The 21,840-nt window shown below is 45.1% G+C and carries 23 protein-coding genes; 20 read left to right on the top strand and 3 right to left on the bottom strand.

The window, feature by feature from the left end; translation table 11 throughout:
* The first annotated feature begins 275 nt into the window (after positions 1–275).
* The 3 genes from C170_RS19280 to C170_RS19270 all read left to right on the top strand — a co-directional run bounded on the left by C170_RS19280 (position 276) and on the right by C170_RS19270 (position 3,775).
* Positions 276–863: a xanthine phosphoribosyltransferase gene (locus C170_RS19280; protein ID WP_036613196.1), complete on the top strand. Its 588-nt coding sequence runs from the start codon at positions 276–278 to the stop codon at positions 861–863.
* Position 864: 1 nt separating this feature from the next.
* Positions 865–2,226, top strand: a complete 1,362-nt coding sequence (locus C170_RS19275) for a nucleobase:cation symporter-2 family protein (protein ID WP_036613194.1) — start codon at positions 865–867, stop codon at positions 2,224–2,226.
* 457 nt (positions 2,227–2,683) lie between these two features.
* Complete coding sequence (locus C170_RS19270) at positions 2,684–3,775, top strand: DUF418 domain-containing protein (protein ID WP_051447297.1); 1,092 nt, start codon at positions 2,684–2,686, stop codon at positions 3,773–3,775.
* 96 nt (positions 3,776–3,871) lie between these two features.
* Here C170_RS19270 and C170_RS19265 read toward each other — a convergent pair whose 3' ends face one another.
* Positions 3,872–4,210 carry a DUF4870 domain-containing protein gene (locus C170_RS19265; RefSeq protein WP_036613192.1) on the bottom strand — a complete coding sequence of 113 codons (339 nt, stop codon included), beginning with the start codon at positions 4,208–4,210 and terminating at the stop codon, positions 3,872–3,874.
* Positions 4,211–4,402: 192 nt separating this feature from the next.
* On the bottom strand, positions 4,403–4,678 hold the full coding sequence (locus tag C170_RS19260) for a hypothetical protein (protein ID WP_036613189.1): 276 nt from the start codon (positions 4,676–4,678) through the stop codon (positions 4,403–4,405).
* A gap of 399 nt (positions 4,679–5,077) precedes the next feature.
* Here C170_RS19260 and C170_RS19255 point away from each other — a divergent pair, with 399 nt between their 5' ends.
* The 9 genes from C170_RS19255 to C170_RS19215 all read left to right on the top strand — a co-directional run bounded on the left by C170_RS19255 (position 5,078) and on the right by C170_RS19215 (position 12,693).
* Positions 5,078–5,266, top strand: a complete 189-nt coding sequence (locus C170_RS19255; RefSeq protein ID WP_017690840.1) for a hypothetical protein — start codon at positions 5,078–5,080, stop codon at positions 5,264–5,266.
* A gap of 133 nt (positions 5,267–5,399) precedes the next feature.
* On the top strand, positions 5,400–6,161 hold the full coding sequence (gene map / locus C170_RS19250; protein WP_036613186.1) for a type I methionyl aminopeptidase: 762 nt from the start codon (positions 5,400–5,402) through the stop codon (positions 6,159–6,161).
* Positions 6,162–6,726: 565 nt separating this feature from the next.
* Complete coding sequence (gene coxB, locus C170_RS19245; protein ID WP_036613183.1) at positions 6,727–7,779, top strand: cytochrome c oxidase subunit II; 1,053 nt, start codon at positions 6,727–6,729, stop codon at positions 7,777–7,779.
* 71 nt (positions 7,780–7,850) lie between these two features.
* A complete protein-coding gene (ctaD, locus tag C170_RS19240) occupies positions 7,851–9,701 on the top strand; it encodes a cytochrome c oxidase subunit I (protein ID WP_370511460.1) in 1,851 nt (616 codons plus the stop codon).
* Positions 9,698–10,324: a cytochrome c oxidase subunit 3 gene (locus C170_RS19235; protein WP_047840264.1), complete on the top strand. Its 627-nt coding sequence runs from the start codon at positions 9,698–9,700 to the stop codon at positions 10,322–10,324. Before ctaD ends, C170_RS19235 begins: the two co-directional genes overlap by 4 nt.
* A 3-nt stretch (positions 10,325–10,327) precedes the next feature.
* The gene (locus C170_RS19230) at positions 10,328–10,648 is read left to right on the top strand and encodes a cytochrome C oxidase subunit IV family protein (RefSeq protein ID WP_036613178.1); all 321 of its coding nucleotides are present in this window, start codon (positions 10,328–10,330) and stop codon (positions 10,646–10,648) included.
* A gap of 108 nt (positions 10,649–10,756) precedes the next feature.
* Positions 10,757–11,680, top strand: a complete 924-nt coding sequence (gene ctaG / locus C170_RS19225) for a cytochrome c oxidase assembly factor CtaG (RefSeq protein WP_036613176.1) — start codon at positions 10,757–10,759, stop codon at positions 11,678–11,680.
* A gap of 34 nt (positions 11,681–11,714) precedes the next feature.
* On the top strand, positions 11,715–12,179 hold the full coding sequence (locus tag C170_RS19220; protein ID WP_036613174.1) for a DUF420 domain-containing protein: 465 nt from the start codon (positions 11,715–11,717) through the stop codon (positions 12,177–12,179).
* A gap of 142 nt (positions 12,180–12,321) precedes the next feature.
* A complete protein-coding gene (locus tag C170_RS19215) occupies positions 12,322–12,693 on the top strand; it encodes a hypothetical protein (RefSeq protein ID WP_036613171.1) in 372 nt (123 codons plus the stop codon).
* A gap of 110 nt (positions 12,694–12,803) precedes the next feature.
* Here the strand turns inward: C170_RS19215 and C170_RS19210 are convergent, their stop codons facing one another.
* The gene (locus C170_RS19210) at positions 12,804–13,133 is read right to left on the bottom strand and encodes a hypothetical protein (protein ID WP_036613168.1); all 330 of its coding nucleotides are present in this window, start codon (positions 13,131–13,133) and stop codon (positions 12,804–12,806) included.
* Between the two features lie 193 nt (positions 13,134–13,326).
* Here C170_RS19210 and C170_RS19205 point away from each other — a divergent pair, with 193 nt between their 5' ends.
* The 8 genes from C170_RS19205 (at position 13,327) to C170_RS19170 (ending at position 21,398) form a co-directional block, all read left to right on the top strand.
* Positions 13,327–14,040 (top strand): hypothetical protein, encoded by a 714-nt coding sequence (locus C170_RS19205; RefSeq protein ID WP_036613234.1) that lies wholly within the window; start codon positions 13,327–13,329, stop codon positions 14,038–14,040.
* A gap of 89 nt (positions 14,041–14,129) precedes the next feature.
* Positions 14,130–14,519, top strand: a complete 390-nt coding sequence (locus C170_RS19200) for a GntR family transcriptional regulator (RefSeq protein WP_036613231.1) — start codon at positions 14,130–14,132, stop codon at positions 14,517–14,519.
* Positions 14,520–14,534: 15 nt separating this feature from the next.
* Positions 14,535–15,431 (top strand): ATP-binding cassette domain-containing protein, encoded by an 897-nt coding sequence (locus C170_RS19195; protein WP_036613165.1) that lies wholly within the window; start codon positions 14,535–14,537, stop codon positions 15,429–15,431.
* Positions 15,432–15,451: 20 nt separating this feature from the next.
* Positions 15,452–16,354 carry an ABC transporter ATP-binding protein gene (locus C170_RS19190; RefSeq protein ID WP_036613228.1) on the top strand — a complete coding sequence of 301 codons (903 nt, stop codon included), beginning with the start codon at positions 15,452–15,454 and terminating at the stop codon, positions 16,352–16,354.
* Positions 16,347–17,642 carry an ABC transporter permease gene (locus C170_RS19185; RefSeq protein ID WP_036613163.1) on the top strand — a complete coding sequence of 432 codons (1,296 nt, stop codon included), beginning with the start codon at positions 16,347–16,349 and terminating at the stop codon, positions 17,640–17,642. Before C170_RS19190 ends, C170_RS19185 begins: the two co-directional genes overlap by 8 nt.
* A gap of 573 nt (positions 17,643–18,215) precedes the next feature.
* Entirely contained in the window at positions 18,216–18,560 is a 345-nt protein-coding gene (locus C170_RS19180) for a DoxX family protein (protein WP_036613160.1), read from the top strand.
* A 92-nt stretch (positions 18,561–18,652) separates the two neighbouring features.
* Positions 18,653–19,078 carry a MarR family winged helix-turn-helix transcriptional regulator gene (locus C170_RS19175; RefSeq protein ID WP_036613157.1) on the top strand — a complete coding sequence of 142 codons (426 nt, stop codon included), beginning with the start codon at positions 18,653–18,655 and terminating at the stop codon, positions 19,076–19,078.
* A gap of 1,099 nt (positions 19,079–20,177) precedes the next feature.
* Positions 20,178–21,398, top strand: a complete 1,221-nt coding sequence (locus C170_RS19170; RefSeq protein ID WP_036613154.1) for a TraB/GumN family protein — start codon at positions 20,178–20,180, stop codon at positions 21,396–21,398.
* Positions 21,399–21,840: the final 442 nt, after the last annotated feature.

The following is a 21,840-nucleotide window of genomic DNA, read 5'->3' as shown; positions in this document are numbered from 1 at the left end:
CTCAGACAGTTTGACTGAAGAGCAGGTTCAAGTGGCTTTTATCTGTTTCTGATTACACTGTTTGAGGTTTCTCACAGCAGGATTGAACTCCTGTCATTCTGTCCAACCAGTACACTTGCAGCATCCATACGGCTTGTCCATATACGTACAAGTCCGTCTTTCCCGTCTCCGGTTATTCCGCAGCGTGTGAAAAGGCGGGCTTTTTGCTTTTTTACCATGCGATTGGAAGAGCATGTGAGCTTCTGTGCGGAGGGCATTCAGGGGGAAGAATTACAATGCAATTGTTAAAAGACAAGGTGAGACAGGAAGGTATTGTCCTGTCCGAGCAAGTACTCAAAGTGGATTCATTCCTGAACCACCAGATGGACCCGGTTTTGATGAAGGAAGTAGGTAAAGAATTCATTCGCCGCTTTGAAGGCGAGAATATTACTCGCGTGCTGACGATTGAGTCGTCAGGGATCGCCCCAGGTATCATGACTGCGTTGGAGCTGAACGTGCCGCTGATCTTTGCACGGAAGCAGAAGTCCCTCACACTGACGGAAGACATTCTGGTAGAGAAGGTCTACTCCTTCACGAAGCAGGAGACCAATGAAATTACCGTTGCCAAGAAGTTCATGAAGCCTGGTGATCGCGTGCTGATCATTGATGATTTTCTGGCGAATGGCGAAGCAGCATTTGGTCTGGCTCGCATTGTGGAGCAGGTTGGAGCTGAAGTGGTGGGTATCGGTATTGTGATTGAAAAAGCATTCCAGCCGGGAGGTCGCTTGCTGAAAGAAGCAGGATACCGTGTGGAATCATTGGTTCGCATCGGGGCACTGTCGGATGGACAGGTTACATTTGCGGACGAGGAGGGCACGAACTAATATGGCACGCGAACGTATCTTTCAACGGCATCGGCATCCAATCAAAACGTTCTCCCTCGGACTACAGCATGTGCTTGCGATGTATGCAGGAGCTGTTGTCGTTCCATTGATCGTCAGTAACGCATTGGGTTTTACACAGGAACAACTAACCTATCTCATTGCCATTGACTTGCTCGCATGTGGTGTGGCTACACTGCTTCAGGTATGGGGAAATAAATATTTCGGCGTAGGGCTGCCTGTCATGCTCGGCTGTGCATTTCAGGCTGTGTCTCCGATGATCCTAATCGGGATGAACAGTGGAGTATCTGCCATTTACGGAGCGATTATTGCCTCAGGGCTGTTCGTATTGATCTTCTCCGGAATCTTTGGGAAGCTTATTCGGCTCTTTCCACCAGTGGTTACGGGTTCGGTGGTTACGATCATCGGTTTAACCTTGATTCCGGTTGCTTTCCACGATCTGGGCGGCGGTCAGGGATCAGAAGATTTTGGCAGCGGAGTTAATCTCATGCTCGGTTTTGGCGTGCTGCTCTTTATCATTCTAATGACTCGTTTTACAACCGGTTTTATCCGTTCCATCTCAGTATTGATTGGTCTGCTTGTAGGTACGATTGCGGCAGGGTTTATGGGCGAGGTTAATTTTGCTCCTATCCGCGATGCAAGTTGGTTCCACGTTGTTCAGCCGTTTTACTTCGGCAGACCGACATTTGAGATTGTACCGATCCTGACGATGATTCTGGTGGCGATTGTCAGCGTGGCCGAGTCCACAGGTGTATTTATGGCTCTGGGCAAAATTCTGGACAAGGACCTGTCGTCCAAGGATCTGGCGCGCGGTTATCGCGCAGAGGGTCTAGCCATTGTGTTAGGCGGGATTTTCAACTCGTTCCCGTATACAACGTATTCGCAAAATGTAGGACTTGTACAGATGACACGTGTGAAGACACGTGATGTCATTGTAGTAGCTGGTGGAATCCTGGTGGTCATTGGATTTGTACCAAAAATTGCAGCCCTCGCACAGCTCGTTCCAGGGGCAGTACTTGGCGGAGCCATGGTGGCCTTGTTTGGCATGGTGGTATCATCAGGCATTCGGATTATCGGCAGTCAGGTTGATCTGAACCGACATGAAAATCTGTTTGTCATCGCTTGTTCTGTAGGTATGGGGCTTGGGGTTACCGTTGTACCTGAGTTGTTCGCAGGTGCACCGGCCTGGGCTCAGATTATGCTCGGTAATGGTATCATTGCAGGCAGCTTCACGGCGATCTTCATGAACCTGCTGTTTAATGGTCTGGGTACCAAGGAAACGGCTGCCAAGATGGCTGAACAACAGGCAGATGCCATCCTTGGAGAGACGGGCAAGTCAGCTTAAATAGCCGAATTAGGCTAGGATTATTATCCAGCAGTATTGTTATGTTAACTGTTATAAATAGACGATTCACAAGATAAATAATGAATCAGGTTAATCATGGTGATATACAGCATGAATGGTTTATGACATACATCGTTTATGCTATGAATATTCAATCCCATGAATAAATGAAAGAGACACTTTTATATGTGAAACACCGAAGATACAGACTCAGCAGAGTCGTGTTTTCGGTGTTTTTTTGCTTTGTTTATCATCAGCATAGCGTCCAATGTGCTGCTGTACAGGAACAATACAGGAACAAGACCTTATGCCGGATGTAAGAAGTTATTCACCTAATTCGATGGCAAGCCATGTTGTATGAAGGATAGACTGTTATCATGCATGGGGATATACACCAAAGAGATAAGCGATCCAATCGCTTTTTGATTACATAACAATAATTTCACTGGGAGGAACGATGAATTATCAACCTGTATTAAAACAAGATCGAATGAAGTTTCTGGATTTGTTTCGAGGGTTTTCCTTGATAGGCCTACCATTCGTAAATGTATTGGCATTGTGGGTTATGTTGAAGCCGGATACTCGTGTAGATTTTTGGATCCAACGAGCATTATATTTTTTGGTGGAGGCACGTTTTTACGATATCTTCTGTTTTTTATTTGGCCTTGGATTTTATCTTTTTCTAAGCCGGTCAGCTCCCAAAGGTCATACCAAGCTGTTTCTCTATATCCGCAGGATGCTTATTTTATTAGCGCTGGGATATATTCATCAACAGTATCAGGCTGGAGAAGCTTTATTTCTTTATGCTATCATAGGGCTGATTGTCATTCCGTTATATTGGGCACCTCGAACTGTGAATTTGGTGATCGGTGTGGTGGGATTTATTGCAGCCGCCGCGATAGGTGTCAAAATGCTAACGATTCCTTTTTTAATTATACTGGGATTGTCAGCAGGTCAATATCAACTGATGGAGAAGATCCAGAAAGGACTCCCGTATCTGGGCAGAATCTGGTTCATTTCATTCATCGCTTCTACGGTGGGGATCGGTATCATGTGGTGGGTTGCTCCTCCGGATGCGATGAGTCCGTTTCTATACGAAGTGATTGGTGCGAGCCTGCCTGTTGCTGAGCAAGCCAATATGGATGCTGCTTTTCGATTAGAACATATCGGTGTGGCAATTGGTCCGGTGGTATCCATCTTTTATCTAAGTACATTACTGAGATTGAACCAGAACATGACCTTTTCCAAAATGTTAAGTCCCCTGCATGCATTCGGACGAATGGCCCTGACCAATTATATTGCACAGACCATCATTTTGTTAGTGGTATACCAACTCATATTTGCAGATGCTGCTGTGTCGTATACGGTGTCTACCCTTGTGTGCATTGGCATGGTTATTGTACAAGTCATCGCGAGTAATCTGTGGATGCGCTGGTTCCAGTATGGGCCGCTGGAATGGGTATGGAGATGTGGTACTTATCTAAGTTTCATTCCGATCCGTAAAAAGCATTCTGAGCCACGTGTTCATGATACGGGGGTGAGAGGTTGACTCGTTTCCCTCGTTATAATCAAAGACGATCCACATCCGGTTGAACGGAAATGGATCGTCTTTTCTTTTTGGAACACGTATACCTTCTGCCTGAAGTTACAGATGACGCAGCTGTTTTTCTGCAAAATCGCCAACCCACGGTAGCTTCAACCATTTCCCCTGCAGGCTGGAAACGACCATAATAAGCCAGACCACTACACCAAGCAGGGATAACAGCGATGCCACCAGTGGTCCGAACAACGGAAGGAAAGCCGATAATACATGCCCAACCATAATGATGCCAAAGACCGTTACAGATTGCAGCGCATGAAATAACACGAACCGGCTCCGCTTCTCCACAGCGAGAAAGACAATCCCACCTACAAAGGTAAACAGATAACAAAGCATGCCGGCAATATTTTCATCCAGACCGCTAGACGATTTCATGGGGGACATCGGTCCAGCCTCCTTTGACCTTTTTAACTAGGTTATGAGAGAGGTGGACAGAACTGAACCGATGAATTTATTTGCCTGTGACGGATGGGGATCAACACATAGGAAAAAGAAAACAGGGGTAGAACAAGCCATTGTACAGCTTACTCTGCCCCTGTTATCGTTTACGATTAAACGTTGCTTTAAACGAAATCGTTATCCGCCCTCGATCTGTCTGCGAGGGTTTGTAATCTTGCCCATTTTATCGGTGTCGTTTTCTTTGGGAACCAACCGCTCATCGGTTCTTCCTTCGTGATGATTATCATATGCATATTCGGTCAGTTTCCATTCCGACTTGCCAAGAACGGGATCGGCCGGGAAATGTTGCCCCCGGTGCAGATGTTCCTCACGTCCGGCTTCATTGATGTAAACTCCGTCTACTTCCACCTTTTCATGAGAAAGGGGCAGCATATCTTGTTCTTTGCGGTCCATGAGACGACGCCTCCTTTGGATACCAGTAATTTAACTGTATGGGTTGTCCGTGATAATATCCCCCGAATAGTTCGGTGTTATGCTGGATATATTAATTCCGTATAGAATGGTGGCAATCTTAACATATGATTCGGAATTAAACTTTTTGGGCATGAAAACCGTTATATTTATTAGAGGAAATCGTCAAGTCGTAAGATACTTCCGAATATGCTACAATAAGATTATGATTCATTCCGAATCATATCGGGTATTTATAGTGTCAGGTACTTGCTTTCTAGCGAGGTTCCCGACCTAAAGCTTGCTTTAAGCCGCGCACACAACTTCATGGATGGCATTTAAGACTTATTCGGCATTCTCTAAACGGAGCATTCACTTTCAACGTTTTGGGAGGGAATTACAATGGCAACGAAAGGTCACAATGAGGTCAAAGAAAGTTTGAGGGAAATGACTCGGATTTTCCGTCCTAAGGATCCAAAAAAATTCGTGAAGGAGTACGTGAGAAAATACCGGATTACGGGTGGATATGAGGAAGAATTGACTTCTGTGGTTGAGCATGAGCTTGTCAAGATGGATTCTTCCGTGTCCTGAAACAACACACAACTCTGATTATACTGTTCCGATAATGAATAGAACCGTCTCTCGGGCGTTAAGCTCCGGAAGGCGGTTTTTTTTGCGTTCCTGCTGCATATATATGGTAGTACACCTACAGCGGGAAGGATGAATGCATGTGGACCCTATTTTGAAAACCAAAGAAGAGATTGGCTACATGCGGGAAGCAGGAAGAATTTTGTGGAGCTGTCACCAGCATATTGAGCAGTGGATGGTCCCTGGTATCACGACAGCAGCGATTAATGAGCGGGTGGAAGAGTTTCTGGCAGCACGAGGAGCCACACCGGAGCAAAAAGGGTATAAAGGATATCCTTACGCGACGTGTGCCTCTGTTAATGAAGTGGTCTGCCACGGATTTCCTGGGGAAGAGGAGTTGGCGAGCGGGGATGTAGTGACCATCGATATGGTGGTGAACAAAGACGGCTGGCTTGCTGACTCGGCCTGGACATATGGAATTGGTGAAACAAGCAGATCCATTCGCAAGCTGATGAGGCGCACGGAGAAGGCACTTGAGCGGGCGATTGCCCAGGCAGTTCCAGGGAATACACTCGGAGATATTGGAAGTGCCATTGAACGAACAGCCAGATTGTATCGGTACGGAATTGTGAAGCCTCTCATTGGTCATGGGATTGGTCAATATATTCATGAACCCCCAAATGTGTTGCCTTATGGCAAACGCAGAACGGGCACGATGCTCACGGAGGGTATGGTTATTACGATTGAACCAATCTTTACAAAAGGCAGTTCTGGGGCCGTTGTGTGGGATGACGATGGATGGACGGTAAGGACGGTAGATGGCAGCTGGGGGGTCCAGTATGAGCATACGGTTGCGATTACTGGGAATGGCCCCTTGATTCTGACCGATGGCACGTGAGATGAAATCAGAGAAGAAGAGGACTTGAGTTGAACTTTCTCCCAAATGCTCCATGCTGTTTTGAGCTTGAAGATAGCGGTATGGAGCGATAGGCATGTCTTCTGAATGGATATGGAAGAGGTTTTCCATAAATTCTGATCTTTCTTTTGCATAATAGCACATGTTTTCAATGTGAGAAAAATCACCAATAAATCGAGTTTTATCACCGAAATTTGGCAAAAATTTTCAAATGTAGAGTGTAATACTTTTAACTGAAATCGTTTGCAAATCAAGTTGTAGAGCGGTTTTTTACATAAAGTGAACAATTTGTGAACATGTGTCCAAAGATTGACAAAATCATACCCTCAACTTATATTTAATAAGTGATTGAAGCATATAGAATGAATTGGAAGAATGCGCAGACATGCCCTGAGCAGGAAATCACGGGAGTACTGGAAGCGTTATTTTTCTAAGCGTTCTGTATGATGAAGAGGATTATGCGTATCGTGCTGAAACGTACCTTTTGTTGCCTTTCTACCGAACGACAACGGTAATCTACGAAAACGTAAAAAAGTGGGGTAGATCAATGATGAAACAGTGGCAGGTTGCAAAGCGAATTCTCCCCTTGCTGGCGGTGTTCTCTTTGCTGCTATCCGCATGCGGGCGGGAAGACTTGTCGGTAATGAAACCTCAGGGTCCTGTAGCGCAAGGCCAATATGATCTGATGAAGTTATCCATCGCGATTATGATCGTGGTGCTCATCATTGTATTTGCCATAGCGGCCTATGTTCTGATCCGGTTTCGTAGACGAGCCGGGCAGACTGAGATGCCCGAACAGGTTGAAGGTAATTTCAAGCTGGAAGTAATCTGGACAGCCATTCCGTTATTGCTGGTTATTGTTCTGGCAGTACCGACGGTCCAAACGATTTTTGCCCAAGGCGAAGATCTGTCCAATGACAAAAATGCACTTAAGGTCCAAGTCACCTCGCATCAGTACTGGTGGGAATTCACTTATCCTCAATATGACGTAACCACCGCTCAAGATCTCATCATCCCGACCGGAACAAAAATTGCATTCGAATTAAAAACCGCTGACGTGCTTCACTCCTTCTGGGTGCCGTCACTTGCGGGCAAAATGGACACAAACCCGGATGGAACACTTAACAAGTTCAGTTTCTCTGCACCGAATGAAGGCGTTTACCGTGGTAAATGTGCCGAATTATGTGGCAGATCGCATGCTTTTATGGAGTTTAAGGTAAAAGCAGTGAGTCAGGAATCCTTTGACAGATGGGTGAACCAGATGAAAGCACCTGCAGTCCTTCCTGAAGACACTCAATTGGCCGAAAAGTTCAAAACAAACTGCCTTTCTTGCCACGCTGTTGGTGATCAAGGTGGACCGGTTGCACCTAACCTGACGGGAATTGGCGGCAAGGAATCTGTCGCAGGCATTTTGCTGAATTCTCGCGAGGGACAGGAAGAAGGTAATCCGGTACTGGATAACATGAAAGAATGGCTCCATGATCCACAATCCGTGAAGCCGGGCAATACCATGCCGAATCCCAAAGATCTTGGGTTGACGGATGAAGAAATCGACGGAATTGCCGAATATCTGGCCAACTACAAATTGGACTATGAATAGAACAGCAAGGACGAAGAAGGGGGTACACAACCTTGGCTCATGCGCATAGCGTCAAGAGGTACAGGGGCTTGATGGATTGGATCACCACCGTCGATCACAAAAAAATCGCCATTCTCTATTTGGTTGCGGGTGGATTTTTCTTTGGAATCGGCGGCATTGAAGCCATTTTGATTCGGATTCAACTGATGAAGCCTATGAATGATTTTGTATCGGCACAGGTCTTCAACGAATTGATTACAATGCATGGAACAACGATGATTTTCCTTGGTGTCATGCCACTTATTTTTGCCATTATGAATGCTGTCGTGCCTTTGCAGATCGGGGCACGGGACGTTGCTTTCCCGTTTCTTAACGCGCTGGGTTTCTGGACATTCCTCTTTGGTGGATTGTTGCTGAACCTGAGCTGGGTTATGGGCGGAGCACCGGATGCGGGCTGGACCTCATATACTCCGCTTTCGGGCAGTGAGTACAGTGGAACGCATGGTGTGGATTTCTACACCATTGGCCTTCAGATCGCGGGTCTGGGAACGCTCATCGGGGGCATTAACTTTCTCGCAACGATTATTACAATGCGTGCTCCAGGCATGTCCTACATGCGGATGCCGATGTTTACATGGACGACATTTATTACATCTGCCATTATCCTTTTTGCTTTTCCTGCCATCACGGTAGGGCTTGTACTTTTGACGTTTGACCGTATACTGGGAGCGAATTTCTTCGATGTAGCAGGTGGCGGTAACCCGGTACTCTGGCAGCACATCTTCTGGATCTTCGGGCACCCGGAAGTATACATTCTGATTTTGCCGGCATTTGGTATTATCTCGGAGGTTATTCCGACCTTCTCGCGTAAACGCTTGTTCGGATACAGCTCCATGGTATTTGCCACCATCCTGATTGCCTTTCTGGGCTTCATGGTATGGGCGCATCACATGTTTACAACAGGTCTGGGTAATGTAGCCAACGCGCTTTTCTCCATCTCCACGATGTTGATTGCCGTACCTACCGGGATCAAAATCTTTAACTGGCTCTTTACGATGTGGGGTGGACAGATCCGCTTTACCGCGGCAAACCTGTTTGCTGTTGGATTCGTCCCAACCTTCGTTATGGGTGGTGTTACAGGCGTTATGCTGGCATCTGCTCCGGCAGACTTCCAGTTCCATGATACGTACTTTGTTGTAGCCCACTTCCACTACGTTATTGTAGGGGGACTCGTACTTGGATTGTTCTCGGGACTGCATTACTGGTGGCCGAAGATGTTCGGACGTATTCTCAGCGAAACACTGGGCAAATGGACGTTCTGGACATTTATGATCGGTTTCCAATTAACGTTCTTTGTACAGCATTTCCTCGGTCTGATGGGGATGCAGCGCCGGATCGTTACATACTTGCCGAATCAGGACTTTGACCTGCTCAATCTGGTCAGCTCCGTCGGTGCGTTTCTAATGGGTGTTGGGGTTATCATGTTCCTCGTGAACATCGTGATCACAATGAAAAAACCGGCTGGCGCGCCAAACGATCCGTGGGAAGACGGCCGTACACTGGAATGGTCTATTCCATCTCCGCCGCCGGAATATAATTTCAAGCAGACGCCGCTGGTACGCGGAATTGATGCATATTGGAAGGAAAAAATGGCAGGACATACGGAGATGACACCGGCAGAACCTGTAGGTTCGATTCATATGCCTTCAGCAACGCCGTTGCCGTTTGTAATGTCAGTAGGTATCTTTATCGCCGGACTTGGCTTGATGTTCAGCAATGATGAATTTGGTAATGCATTTATGAATGTCATTTTCAACAATTATATTGTAGTTATTATTGGTCTCGTAATCACATTCGGTGCAATGGCACTTCGTTCACTTTATGATGATCATGGCTGGCATATTGAACCGGAGGATCAGGATGAGAAGGGGGCTAGAACATGACAACCTCACATGCCGAACCGGTGAACGACAAATTGCCGCATGAACCGGAGAAAGCAACGCTGGAAGGCCGTAACAAGCTTATCGCCTTCTGGTTGTTCCTTGGCGGCGAGACGGTACTGTTCGGTACACTCTTTGCTACCTTCCTGGCTCTTCGTGGCCAAACTAATGATGGACCTACGGCGAATGAACTGTTCCACCTGCCACTTGTGGCCGCTGCAACGTTCATTCTCCTGGTCAGTAGTTTGACGAGTGTATTTGCGATTCAGGCCATGCATAAGGGCAAGCGAGATGCACTGGCGTTGTGGCTTGGCATCACGGTAGTACTGGGTATGGGATTTCTCGCACTGGAAATTTACGAGTTCTACGAGTATGTGAAACATAAAGAGTTTGGCATGACCACGAGTGCATTCAGTTCAGCATTCTATACACTGGTCGGGTTCCACGGAGCCCACGTTGCTTTTGGTATTGTGTGGATCGGAATCATTATCGGTCAGCTGTTCAAAAAAGGATTGACGGTCGTAACCGCACCTAAAGTATACGTCTCCGCAATGTACTGGCACTTTATTGACGTGGTATGGGTGTTCATCTTTACGGTCGTGTACCTGCTCGGAAAGGTGGGGTAGCACATGTCGGCACAGGATAAGACAGATCAACAGCCTGTGAAACACCGTCACCGGACGGAAGGGCCACAGAAACACGTCGTGGTGTTTATCTTCTCCATTATTCTTACGCTGATTGCGTTTGCGGCTGCTTCTGCCGGAGGGGTCAACACAACCTTTATCATTATTATTTTGCTCGTCATGGCTATTCTTCAAGTATTCGTTCAATTGGGTTATTGGATGCACTTGAAGGACAAAGGGCACTTGATGCCGATTCTGTTCATGGCCTTTGGCTTTTTCGTAGCCTTTACGTGCATCATTATGGCACTCTATTGGGTCTGGTGGTAAAAGAGATGGCGGCGGCGCAATGCCGCCGTCTTTTCCCCTTTTTGGCGAATGAATCTTCACAAAGTAATGAAGGCAACAACCAAATCAGGTCACGGGGAGGTTTCCCGTATGCTCGGGTTGCAATATTTTAGCTTCAATGATTTATGGAGTCCGCTTATACTGGCTTTATTTCTGATCATTGCTGCGGCTTATCTGGTGCTTGTGGGACCGTTAAGCGAGCAAATAAAGGATGCAGAACCTGCGACTGCTGCACAGAAAATCATGTTTATTACAGGGCTGTTTGTCCTGTATCTGGCTCAAGCTGGACCATTTAATCTGCTTGGTCACGTGATGTTTAGCTTCCATATGGTGAGCATGGCGTTCTCCTATCTGGTAGCCCCGCCGCTGATGATGAAAGGTTTGCCGATCTGGGTATGGCGCAAAATCGTACGCTGGTTGCCTACACGACAGCTATCGTTCCTGGCTCATCCGATCGTTGCGGCAGTGCTCTTTAACGGGCTGTTCTCGCTGTATCACCTACCGATTGTACATGATTACGTCATGCTGAATTTTACCGTTCACCGGTTGTATTATATTGCATTGTTCATCACCTCGATGCTCATGTGGTGGACATTGCTGAATCCGTTACCAGAAGGCAGACAAGCATCGGGGTTATCCAAGATTGGTTTTATTTTTCTGAATATGGTACTGCTCACGCCTGCGTGTGGATTGATTATTTTTGCGGCCGAGCCGTTGTATCAGACGTACAGCAACCCGGCAGTATGGGCTGAAGCAATGCGGTATTGTGTGTCTGGAGATTCTACGGCATTACTTCGCTCATTCGGTGGGCCTGCGTTCTTCAACTTCCTGTCTTCTGCGAAAGAAGATCAGCAGGTCGGTGGCATTGTCATGAAGTTTATTCAGGAAGGAATCTTTGCCTCCATGCTGGCTTATGTCTTTTTCCAATGGTATCGGAAAGAGAAGCAGGAAGATGATGATGATTCGTATCCTGCAGGGGGCGCAGGAGGGCCGCTCAATCCGGCTGCCAAATAATGAAGTAATGTTCTGACAAGAGGGGGAACACACGATGGATATGTATTTTTGGCTACCAACGATCAGTACTTCTTTCATTGTGATTAGTGCAGTACTGGTGGGGATTGGATGGGTACTGATTATTCGGGGGAAACGTGAGGCTCATCAGTCCGCCATGGTAGCAGGTGCGATTGCAGCTCTAATCTTCTTTGTGATCTATATGTCTCGTACAGTGTTCGTGGGCAATACGGCTTGGGGCGGGGACCCGGATCTGGAGATCTTTTATCGGATATTTCTGATCTTTCATATTATCCTCGCTACCGTGGCAGCGATATTTGGCATCTCCACACTGGTACTGGGGTTCAAAAAGAAGTTCGGAACACATCGCCGCTGGGGCAAGTTCACGTCCATGATCTGGTTTGGGTCAGCGCTAACAGGTGTTGTTGTGTATGTTCTTTTATATCTCTTATATCCTGGTGGTCATACACGTCCGGTATGGGAAGTTATCCTCGGCGTATAGAAGTAGAGATATAACCTCCGGTTACTCGGGCGTGCGTCACTATAACCTTCTGAAAATATGAAAATGGACGAATCTAGCAGATCATTCGTCCACGCTTCCTCTCTCATTCATTCATAGAATGAGTTCGAGAGGGGGAAACAAAATGAAAAAAACAGTCAACGTCAGTCAGACGTATCCACGTCTTACCGTGTATTCAGAAGAGAACTACAGAGGGAGAAGCCGCATCTATCGTGGCAACACGGGTCTTCGTAACCTGGACAATATTTTGGATGGGGTGGAGAGCCTGCGCTTTTTCTCAACAAGTTCTAATGCAACACTGGTTGTGTTTACACGTCCTAACTTCCAAGGTGGATTCCGGGTCTTCCGAGGCAACACCAACTTGAGAGATTTGGATGATCTGATCCGTGGCAATGATGTGGAATCCCTGATCTCCACCAATCAACGGTTAACGCTGGCTCAGATTCGCGCAATCCGCAGGGATCGCAGTCTGCCTAGTGGTTATAACCTCGTTTAATCGTAAGGCCTCTTCTTCTAACAGGTGCTAGAGAGCGGCAAAGGGCTGTACCCGAATTGTGTTTACACAATAACGGGTACAGCCCTTCTTTTGTGATTGGGGAATGATGTTTAATCCCCGCCACCCCCACTGTCTCCGCCGCCACTATCTCCACCGCTGTCATTGCTGCTACCACTATCGCTGTTGTGATGAGAATGTGTGTCTGATGAAGAATCCGACTCATGATGTTTGTGATCCGGTGTGTGTTTGGCATGTCGATCGTAGGAGTCATCTCCCATAATGACCGGATATCCCGAAGCAGAGTCGGTATAACCGTTGTTACGGCGGATGCGGTATCTGCCTTTTTTGGCAGAATGACGATGAGGCTCATCCCGAAGGACCAACCAGATTACGACGATAAGGAAAAGGAGGACAAATCCGATCTCTACCAGCCAATCCATAGCTGTAACCTTCCTTTCTATGATTCTAATTTATTTTAACGTAAATTCGTACTGTGTCCCATCCCGTCTTCCTGATTCAGGAAAATTAGGGGTTGACGGGATGAGAAACAGGTCTGTATACTGTGTATATTGATATATACAGTAATCACAGTAAGCAACATGAGTGAATGACAGGTGAAAGGCAGGCATGCATATGAACGAATGGAAGCAGGCATGGTGGTTGACCCGCAGCCAGATGAGTAAGGATAGGCTCCAATGGCTATGGTCTGCATTATTCATGATATACACTGGCGGCATGAGCGGTGTGATGTTTTTAGGACAACAACAGACAGATATTATTAATCCAGTAGTGGATTCCTTCTTTTTAATCATGTTGCCATTTCAAGGGTTTATGTTCTGCAGGCGCTCCTTCCGTTACATACAGGAAGATTCTTATACGCAGATGCTGGCCTACTATCGTAGAATTCCCATCCCTGAACAAGTGGTGATGTGGTCCAGGCTACAGCAGTCTCTGATGGCGTTTACGTACAATGGAATCTTTTTCTACGGATCATTATACGTGGTTAACCTTCATGTCGAAGGATTCCGATGGGATCAGTATCTGGCCTTTAGCCTTACCTGTACAGGTTATGGCCTTTTGGTAACAGGGTTCTATATTTACGGAGAGTTTCTGAACAGTGGCAAGAAATACTTGCTTCTCAGTATGCTTTTTATACCATTCGCCATTGGCATATCCATACTGATTCGAATATCAGGCAGTTACGGATTACGGATTGTAATGGATGGAAGTAAATCATGGGGGCTGCTTTCCCCGATCATGTGGATTTCTCTGGTGGCTGGCGTAGCGGGATTATGGCTGTCTAGTCGTTTTACGCTGAAGAAGCTGGTTCATCGGGATTTGAATTAAAATGAGAATTGAGCTTATGTACGAATACAGGATGAAACCGGCACGGTCAGGTAACAGACTGGAGTGTACCGGAGGGCGAGGTGCAAGATGTGAAAATACCCATTCAAATTAATGAAAATAGCGCTGAACCTTTATACCACCAAATTGAAAATCAGTTAAGATCGTTAATTATTACGGGTCAGTTGGGGGAGGGAACACATTTGCCGTCCATTCGTGAGTTCGCCGGAGCACTGAATTGCAGTGTTATTACGGTTAGACGGGTCTATCAGGATCTGGAGAATGAAGGCTTGCTTCGTACGAAGCAGGGGACAGGTACATTTGTGGCCCAGGTAGAAGCCGGTGACAGAGAAAATTATAGATTAAAGGCCGCACAGGAAGCGATGCAGGCAGCGGTGCAGTCCGGGAAATCGGTAGGCTGTACGGAAGAAGAGATGGAGAGCCTATTCCGGGAAGTCCTGAAGGCTATTTACGTGAAGTAAGGGAGTGATTCATACGTGGAACCCATAGCAATCCAGTTGAACGGCATATCCAAAATGCGAAAACGCAGAGTTATCGGCCCAATTGATCTGACCATCCCGGAAGGGTATATAGTGGCTATTCTCGGTCACAACGGTTCAGGCAAAAGCACCCTTCTTAACATGTTACAGCAAGTGGTGCTGCCAGATGCTGGGCAGATTATATGGTTTGGTCAGGAACATGATGGGCCACTTCCCATTGAACTGAGACAACAGATTGGTTTTGTGGCAGATAACGCTGGTTCAGAAGAGAACCGGATAACAGCACAAGAAGCGGCCCATTTCCGGGCGTACTGGTACCCACGTTGGGATATGAAGTTGTTCGACCAACTGATTCAGGATATGGAAGTACCTGTTGATGTGAAGCTGAACAAGATGTCCAAGGGAGAAAGGCGAAAATTTGAGATTGCAGCTGCAATTGCAGCTCGCCCAAGACTATTGCTTTTGGATGAGCCTTCATCAGGATTGGACCCCTTTGCTTGGAAAGTGATGGTTGAGCAGTTCCGTACCTTCATGGCGGGGGGAGACACCACGATTCTGATTGCCACACATATTGCAGACGAAGTCAAAAGGCTTGCGGATTACATCGTATTGATGCACCGTGGTCAGTCACTGGGGATGGCCGAGAAAGATATGGTGCTCGATCAGTGGAAAGAAGTCTGGTATGAAGGAGATTTAAGGCCAGAAAGTATTCCTGGTGTTGTGGAATCTTCTATAGAAGAGGGAGGTCTGGTTCGCGTAATTACAACCCGGGTCAGCGAGGCGCAGGAGAGGCTGGAGCTGTCCAATAACCGGGTATTGAAAATCCGTAACTTGGAATTGGATGAAGTGCTGGCATTCTGGATTGCCGGGTATGCACCCGTACAGTGGAAATAACCGAAGGGAGACGATAAATGATGAACCGATTGGAATTGAAGCAAGTCGTCAAGCAATATGCAGACAAAACAGCCGTTAATGGAGTTACGCTCAATGTAAAAGAGGGGGAGATTTACGGACTGCTCGGAGCTAATGGTGCAGGTAAAACAACAACAATGCGTATGGTGCTTGGACTGATTCACCCTGACGGAGGGAATATCCTGTACAACGGCAAGCCCTATAATACGGAGCTACAACAGATTATGGGTTATCTTCCGGAAGAGCGCGGATTGTATCCGAAGGTGAAAGTCAGCGAACAGATTAATTACCTGGCACGACTTCGTGGCATGAATGGTAAGGACGCAGATCAGAGCCTCAAGTATTGGCTGAATCGGTTTGAGGTACCTGAGTATTACGATAAGAAGATCGAGGAGTTATCCAAAGGTAATCAGCAGAAAATGGGCTTTATCGCGGCTGTAGTGCATAGACCGCAGATTCTCATTCTGGATGAAGCGTTCAGTGGACTGGATCCCGTCAACGTGGAATTACTCAAGTCCACCGTCAAAGAATTGCGTGACGAAGGCACGGCCATTCTGTTCTCAACACACCGTATGGAGCACGTTGAAGAGTTGTGTCGTCAGATCACCATTCTGCATCGTTCCAACACGGTGGTACAAGGAGAGATCAAGGAGATCAAGAGCCGGTATCCGCGTGAACAGGTATTCCTGGGTACGATTGGTAGTGTGGAAGGACTTGAACAGTTGCCTGGTGTGAAGAAAGTCGAGCGAAATGAGCGTGGTTACCTGATACATATTAGTCAGGTGGAAGCGGCTCAAGAGATTCTGAGAACAGCCATGACTCAGACGACAGTGGAACACTTTGAACTGAAGGAACCAACGCTTAACCAAATCTTTATTCGTGAGGTAGGTGAGTCGAATGAATAAAATGGGAACGATTACGGGTTTTACATTTAAAAACAAAGTTAAAACGAAATCATTCATGGTAACGACCATTGTACTTGCACTTTTAATTTCAATCGGACTCAATGTCCCGTATTTCATTACCTTATTTAATGGGGGTTCCATTGGTGGAGCTTCAAGTAGTAATCCTGTAAATATTGGTCTTTTGAGTACAGGGCAACCTGAAGTTTCCGAGAAACTGGAGAGCTTCTCTGCGGCTCAAGGAGATCAGGCCTATCGATTCATTGCCAGTGGTGACAAAGATGAGGCTGCTCTTGCGGCGGATGTGGAAGCAGGGCTTACCGATGGTTATCTGAAGTTTGAAGCTGTTTCCGGGCAAGAGTTCCCGCAGCCCATTCTATATTCAGCAGAAGACGTATCACCTCAGATCATTGCATCCATTGAAGCAGCGTTGCAGAGTGTGAAGCTGGATGTGGTTGTGAAGGATGTACTCACAGCGGAGCAGAAGGAACTGATTACAACACCTGTGAAGCTCACTGAGCAAAGTTTGAGTACAGATGAGAGCGGAGCAGGTACTGAGTCTGAAGGTAAAATGAGCCCGATTAACTATATTGTGGTGTACTTGCTGATCATCCTGCTGTTTACCTCAACGATGATGACAGGTAACATGATTGCCTCTGAGATCACAGCTGAGAAGAGCTCACGTATTATGGAGATTCTGATTACGAGTGTATCACCGCTCAGTCAGATGTTTGGTAAAATTATCGGTATTTTCATGGTGGGGATGCTGCAAATCGGGATCTTCGGAGCGGTGGTTGCCGGAAATATCTTGCTGCCGCATAACCGTGCAGTATTAGGTGATTTCAATATGAGTGTAAGTGATGTGAATAGTGCAGTTATTGTGTACGGACTCATATTCTACATTCTGGGTTACTTCCTGTATGCCGTGTTGTTTGCTGCCATTGGTTCAATGGTAAGCCGTACTGAAGAACTCGGTCAGGCTGTTCTGCCGATTACGATGTTGTCGCTTGTTTCCTTCTATATTGCGATCTTCAGTATTTCTACGCCGAACATTCTGTTGTTGAAAATCGCAAGCTTCATTCCATTCACGTCGCCGACCGCGATTCTGGTACGAATCGGCGCAGGAGTTGCGCCAACTTGGGAGATTCTAACGTCCTTAGCCATTCTCATCGTATCCATTATCATCTTCGGATGGCTTGCAGCCAAAATCTATCGCACAGGTGTGTTGATGTACGGTAAACGTCCAACCTTTAAGGAATTGTTTAAAGCCATGAAGGCATATAAGATCTAGGTGGAGTGTTTGAAGGTGTGTGTGTTGTCATAATTAGAGAGATATGCATATTTATCCATAAATATGCATATCTCTATTTGAAATTAGCTTGCAGCCATTGGTGGCCAATTTAATGTTGAACGCGCTACATGTTGTTTAATGGTGTTCGATACAAACAGTCAAGAACGAATAATTACTTAGAAGTTTTATTTAATTTGGGATGGTTGATTTTTGTATAAACAAGCTAAATTACATTCCGTAGGTCGAATTGACAATAAGTTAAGTAAATTACCTTTGTTTATTACTAAATTTATTGAAAGTAAGAAGCATAGGCTTTTAATTGGCTGATTACAGAGAAATTTACCACAGTTCAACAAAGAACAGAAATTGAATTATCCATGCTAGAAATATTAACGATATGTGAAAAAGAAAGCTTCCTTTGGAACGATAATCTAAGAAAAATTAAAAGGACATAAGAGGGCTATAATCTATAAAGCTTTATTTTAGGGTTGACAATATATAAAATTTCAAACAAAATACATGCTATAGCATATATTAAATTCATATGCATAACTTTATGAAAGAGGGGTAGATATGTTCATTTTTATCACAGTTTTACAGGTTCTATTAGGTGTTTTTTTCCTTTTTACAGGAAGCAAAATTATTTCCGGTAAAATGGCCAATGAGTTTAAACGTTTTGGACTGCCATCGTTCTTTAATGTTTTGACTGGGTCGTTCGAGATTGTGGGGGCAGCTGGTATGATCGTTGGCATCTGGATGCCTGTCGCAGCAATTTTAGCTGGCTTGCTTCTAGCCGGAACAATGCTTGCTGGAGCGTTTACTTTAATAGTCTTAGCTAAAGACCCGATTCAGAAGGCCATTCCAGCACTCATTTTGTTCATACTTAGCTTGATTGTATCCATGTATCATTTTTTCTAAACGAAATTAACGAATTTTTGACGGATTTCATGTGTAACCTTTGAGAGATCGACTATATTTGATTTAAGAAAATGATAAATGAGGGTACTGCAATGGACTTATATAATATTACCGGCTTCTTGATCCATCGTACAGATGTCAAGCTTACAAACTATTTTACGAAACAATTAAAGCCCTACAAGGTTACACCGGAGCAGTGGAGCATTATCTCCTGTCTTGATATAGATAAAGCTATGACTCAAAAAGAGCTGGCGGAGGCCATCGATCGGGATCAAACAACGGTAGTGAGAATGATACATTCTTTAGAACGCAAGGGCATGGTTCGACGTATTGTTCATGATCAAGATAAGCGCTCACATTATTTATATTTGTCCTCTAAAGGTCAAGAAGTTAAAGGAAAGCTGTTGTTAACAGTTAAAAACGCGCATGACTATGTTACACGAGGTTTGGAACACGATGAATTAAATCAGTTAAAAACGATATTAGATAAACTGTACCGAAATGTGCAAGAAGATTAGTTAGACTCTATACCAGAGGATGAATCATGACAACTACATGCCGAAGCACAAAAATTGTGAGATTCTTTCCGAATGAAGCAGCAAGAATAAGGATCCAGCTTCTACTTACTTTAGAAGGAGCTATCAGAAATATATGGTCGAATATCATAGTTCACTGAATATTTAATTCCATCAATTCGATTATCCCAGCAATATTTTTAGTTGTACTCAAGCTGATAGGAGCTGCTTGATGTTTTCCTGAACATATTACTAGAGAAAGAAGGGGAGGAAAGATCACTGGATTATGATTCTAACTGGTTTTGAGATAGCGGCAATTCGCATACGATTAAGTATTTATGTTTCTGTAGAAGAATAGAAGACGGAATGATTTTAATTTAAATGAATAAAGTATTCTAAAATGAGACTGTTATCTAATACTAGATAGTGGTCTTTTTGCTATGTATAATTAAGAAAAAATATCGCAAAAATCCGTATATATTAGCATGCATGAATATGCAAAATGAGTTTTGCGCTTTTTCCTACTTATCATGAAAATATGTCCTGATAGATAAGCTTTATTGATGACTTTTTCTCACTAATTATGACAAGTGGTGTGCTCTGTCGGTGGTCATATTAAATCGAGTTCAGGAGAGGGTCGATGATCATGCAGCAGTTAAAAGGGTTCTATATACAGTTTTTGAGGGAACCTCTGTGGTTTAAAGCATTGATCGATCCTGACTACACTACTACTTTCAATTGTATTTAGCAGTTCAGCCTTTTCAGAGCAGGGCAACTACCAAAGCTTAGCTATCGCTATTTTCTTCGTCGCATATGGGGTGAAGCTGCTGGGCAATCCGAAGGTTTCTATAGCATTCTTTTTCCTGGCTCTGATCAGTATCTATTTATCTTGGCATAGCTTGGATTTTGCGAATATCTAGCATTAAACCTATACGACGGTTTCGTTTTTATTGTTTCTTATTCTAATGAGAGTAATGAAGGGAGAAAGTGCTGCTCCGTTTTGGAGTGGCACCAATTCCCACCTTTATCCGTAGTATCTAAGTATGTCTATTCTATTAAAAATTGGATTGGCAACTATATTCCTTAAAGGAGGATACATAATATGAAGAATTGGAAACGCATGCTCTTATCTCTTACCATCTCAGTAGGTTTGCTTGCATCTGCAGTGCCAGCTATGGCTGCTCCACAAGGAACTTCCGTCAAGGTTAATGACCAAGCTGTGAAATATGCTACAGGAGCGCCGATCCTGGAGAAAGGTACAACATTGGTTCCACTGCGGACCACGCTGGATGCTATGGATGTGAAGCTAACAACTGCGACAGATGATACGATCACGGCTGTAGTAGATGGCAAAACGATTACACTTAAAAGCAAGCTTACACGTATCAACGGTGTAACGTATGCTCCAATCCGCATCGTCGGTGATGCAGCGGGTTATGAAGTTCGCTGGGATGCTGCAACGCGCACCGTGCTGCTGGTATCCAAAGGTGGAGCAACTGAAACTGCTCAAACCGGTGGACGTGGCTTCATGTGGGAAGTTGAAAGCAATGGCAACACCGTCTATCTGGTAGGGTCCATGCATATTGCGGATGAGAGCTTCTACCCACTGCGTCCGGAGTTTGAAGAAGCTTTTGCCGAAGCAGATTATCTCGGGGTAGAGATTGATATTAGCAAAGCCGCTGACGAAGAGCAGCAAAAGCTGGTTCTAAGTCTGGGTTCGTATCAAGATGGAACAACACTGAAAGACCACATTTCCAGTGAAACGTATACAAAGCTGGGTGATGTATTGAAGAAAAATGGTCTGGAGTCTAACGCTTTGGATGCATTTAAGCCTTGGGTGGTAGAGAGCACACTTGCAAGTTTGAAGTCCACAACGGCAGGATACGAAGCGTCAGCAGGAGTGGATCTGTATTTCATCCAGAAAGCGATCGAGCGCAAACTTCCAGTTATCGAGTTGGAGAGTTATCAATCTCAACTTGGTATGTTTAACGACTTTTCCAAAGAAACACAAGAGGAAACACTGAAAGCGACAATCGAAAACTTCGACGTGTTGGATAACAGTGTGAAAGAAATGGCTGAGATGTGGAAAACGGGTAATGACGAGCAACTGCTTGAACTGACAAACAGCTTCTCCACTAACGAGGAATATAACAAAGCAATGCTGGTTGATCGTAACATTGGTATGGCGGACAAAATCGATGGTTACTTGAAAAACGGCAAAGGTGAGGAATATTTCATTGTTGTTGGTGCGGCACACTACTTGGGCGATCACGGCATCGTGAAACTGCTTGAGGATAAGGGATATAAAGTAGAACGTAAATAAATATAGATTACTATAGAAGGTAACCCTTTCGTCTCGAATATAAGAGTTGAGAGGGTTGCCTTCTTATATATAGAAGAAAGACAGATTTAAATAAAGAAGATTAAGCTGCAGGATAATAAAATTGAACCTAAGAGTTCGTGGTAGATTGAAGGTCCTTAATATGGTTAGATCGTGGATTTGATAAGTTTTGAAATTAACTCTTTACAAGTGTGTGTTCTACATGGTATATTCTATTTCCGGCCAAAAAAACACGAGATACACGGTGCGGCAAGCAATTGAAATAAGCTTCGAAAGAAACTTAAAAAAAGAGCTTGCAAAGTTGGTTCGGACATGATATTATATAAGAGTTGCTGAAGAGAACGACATTCGGTAACGAAACAAGTTTGATCTTTGAAAACTGAACAACGAGTGAGTAAACATTCTGCTTGCAGAATGAACGCGA

Source organism: Paenibacillus sp. FSL H7-689, from assembly GCF_000517905.1.
GTDB lineage: Bacteria > Bacillota > Bacilli > Paenibacillales > Paenibacillaceae > Paenibacillus > Paenibacillus amylolyticus.
This window is presented reverse-complemented; position numbering and strand designations above follow the sequence as displayed.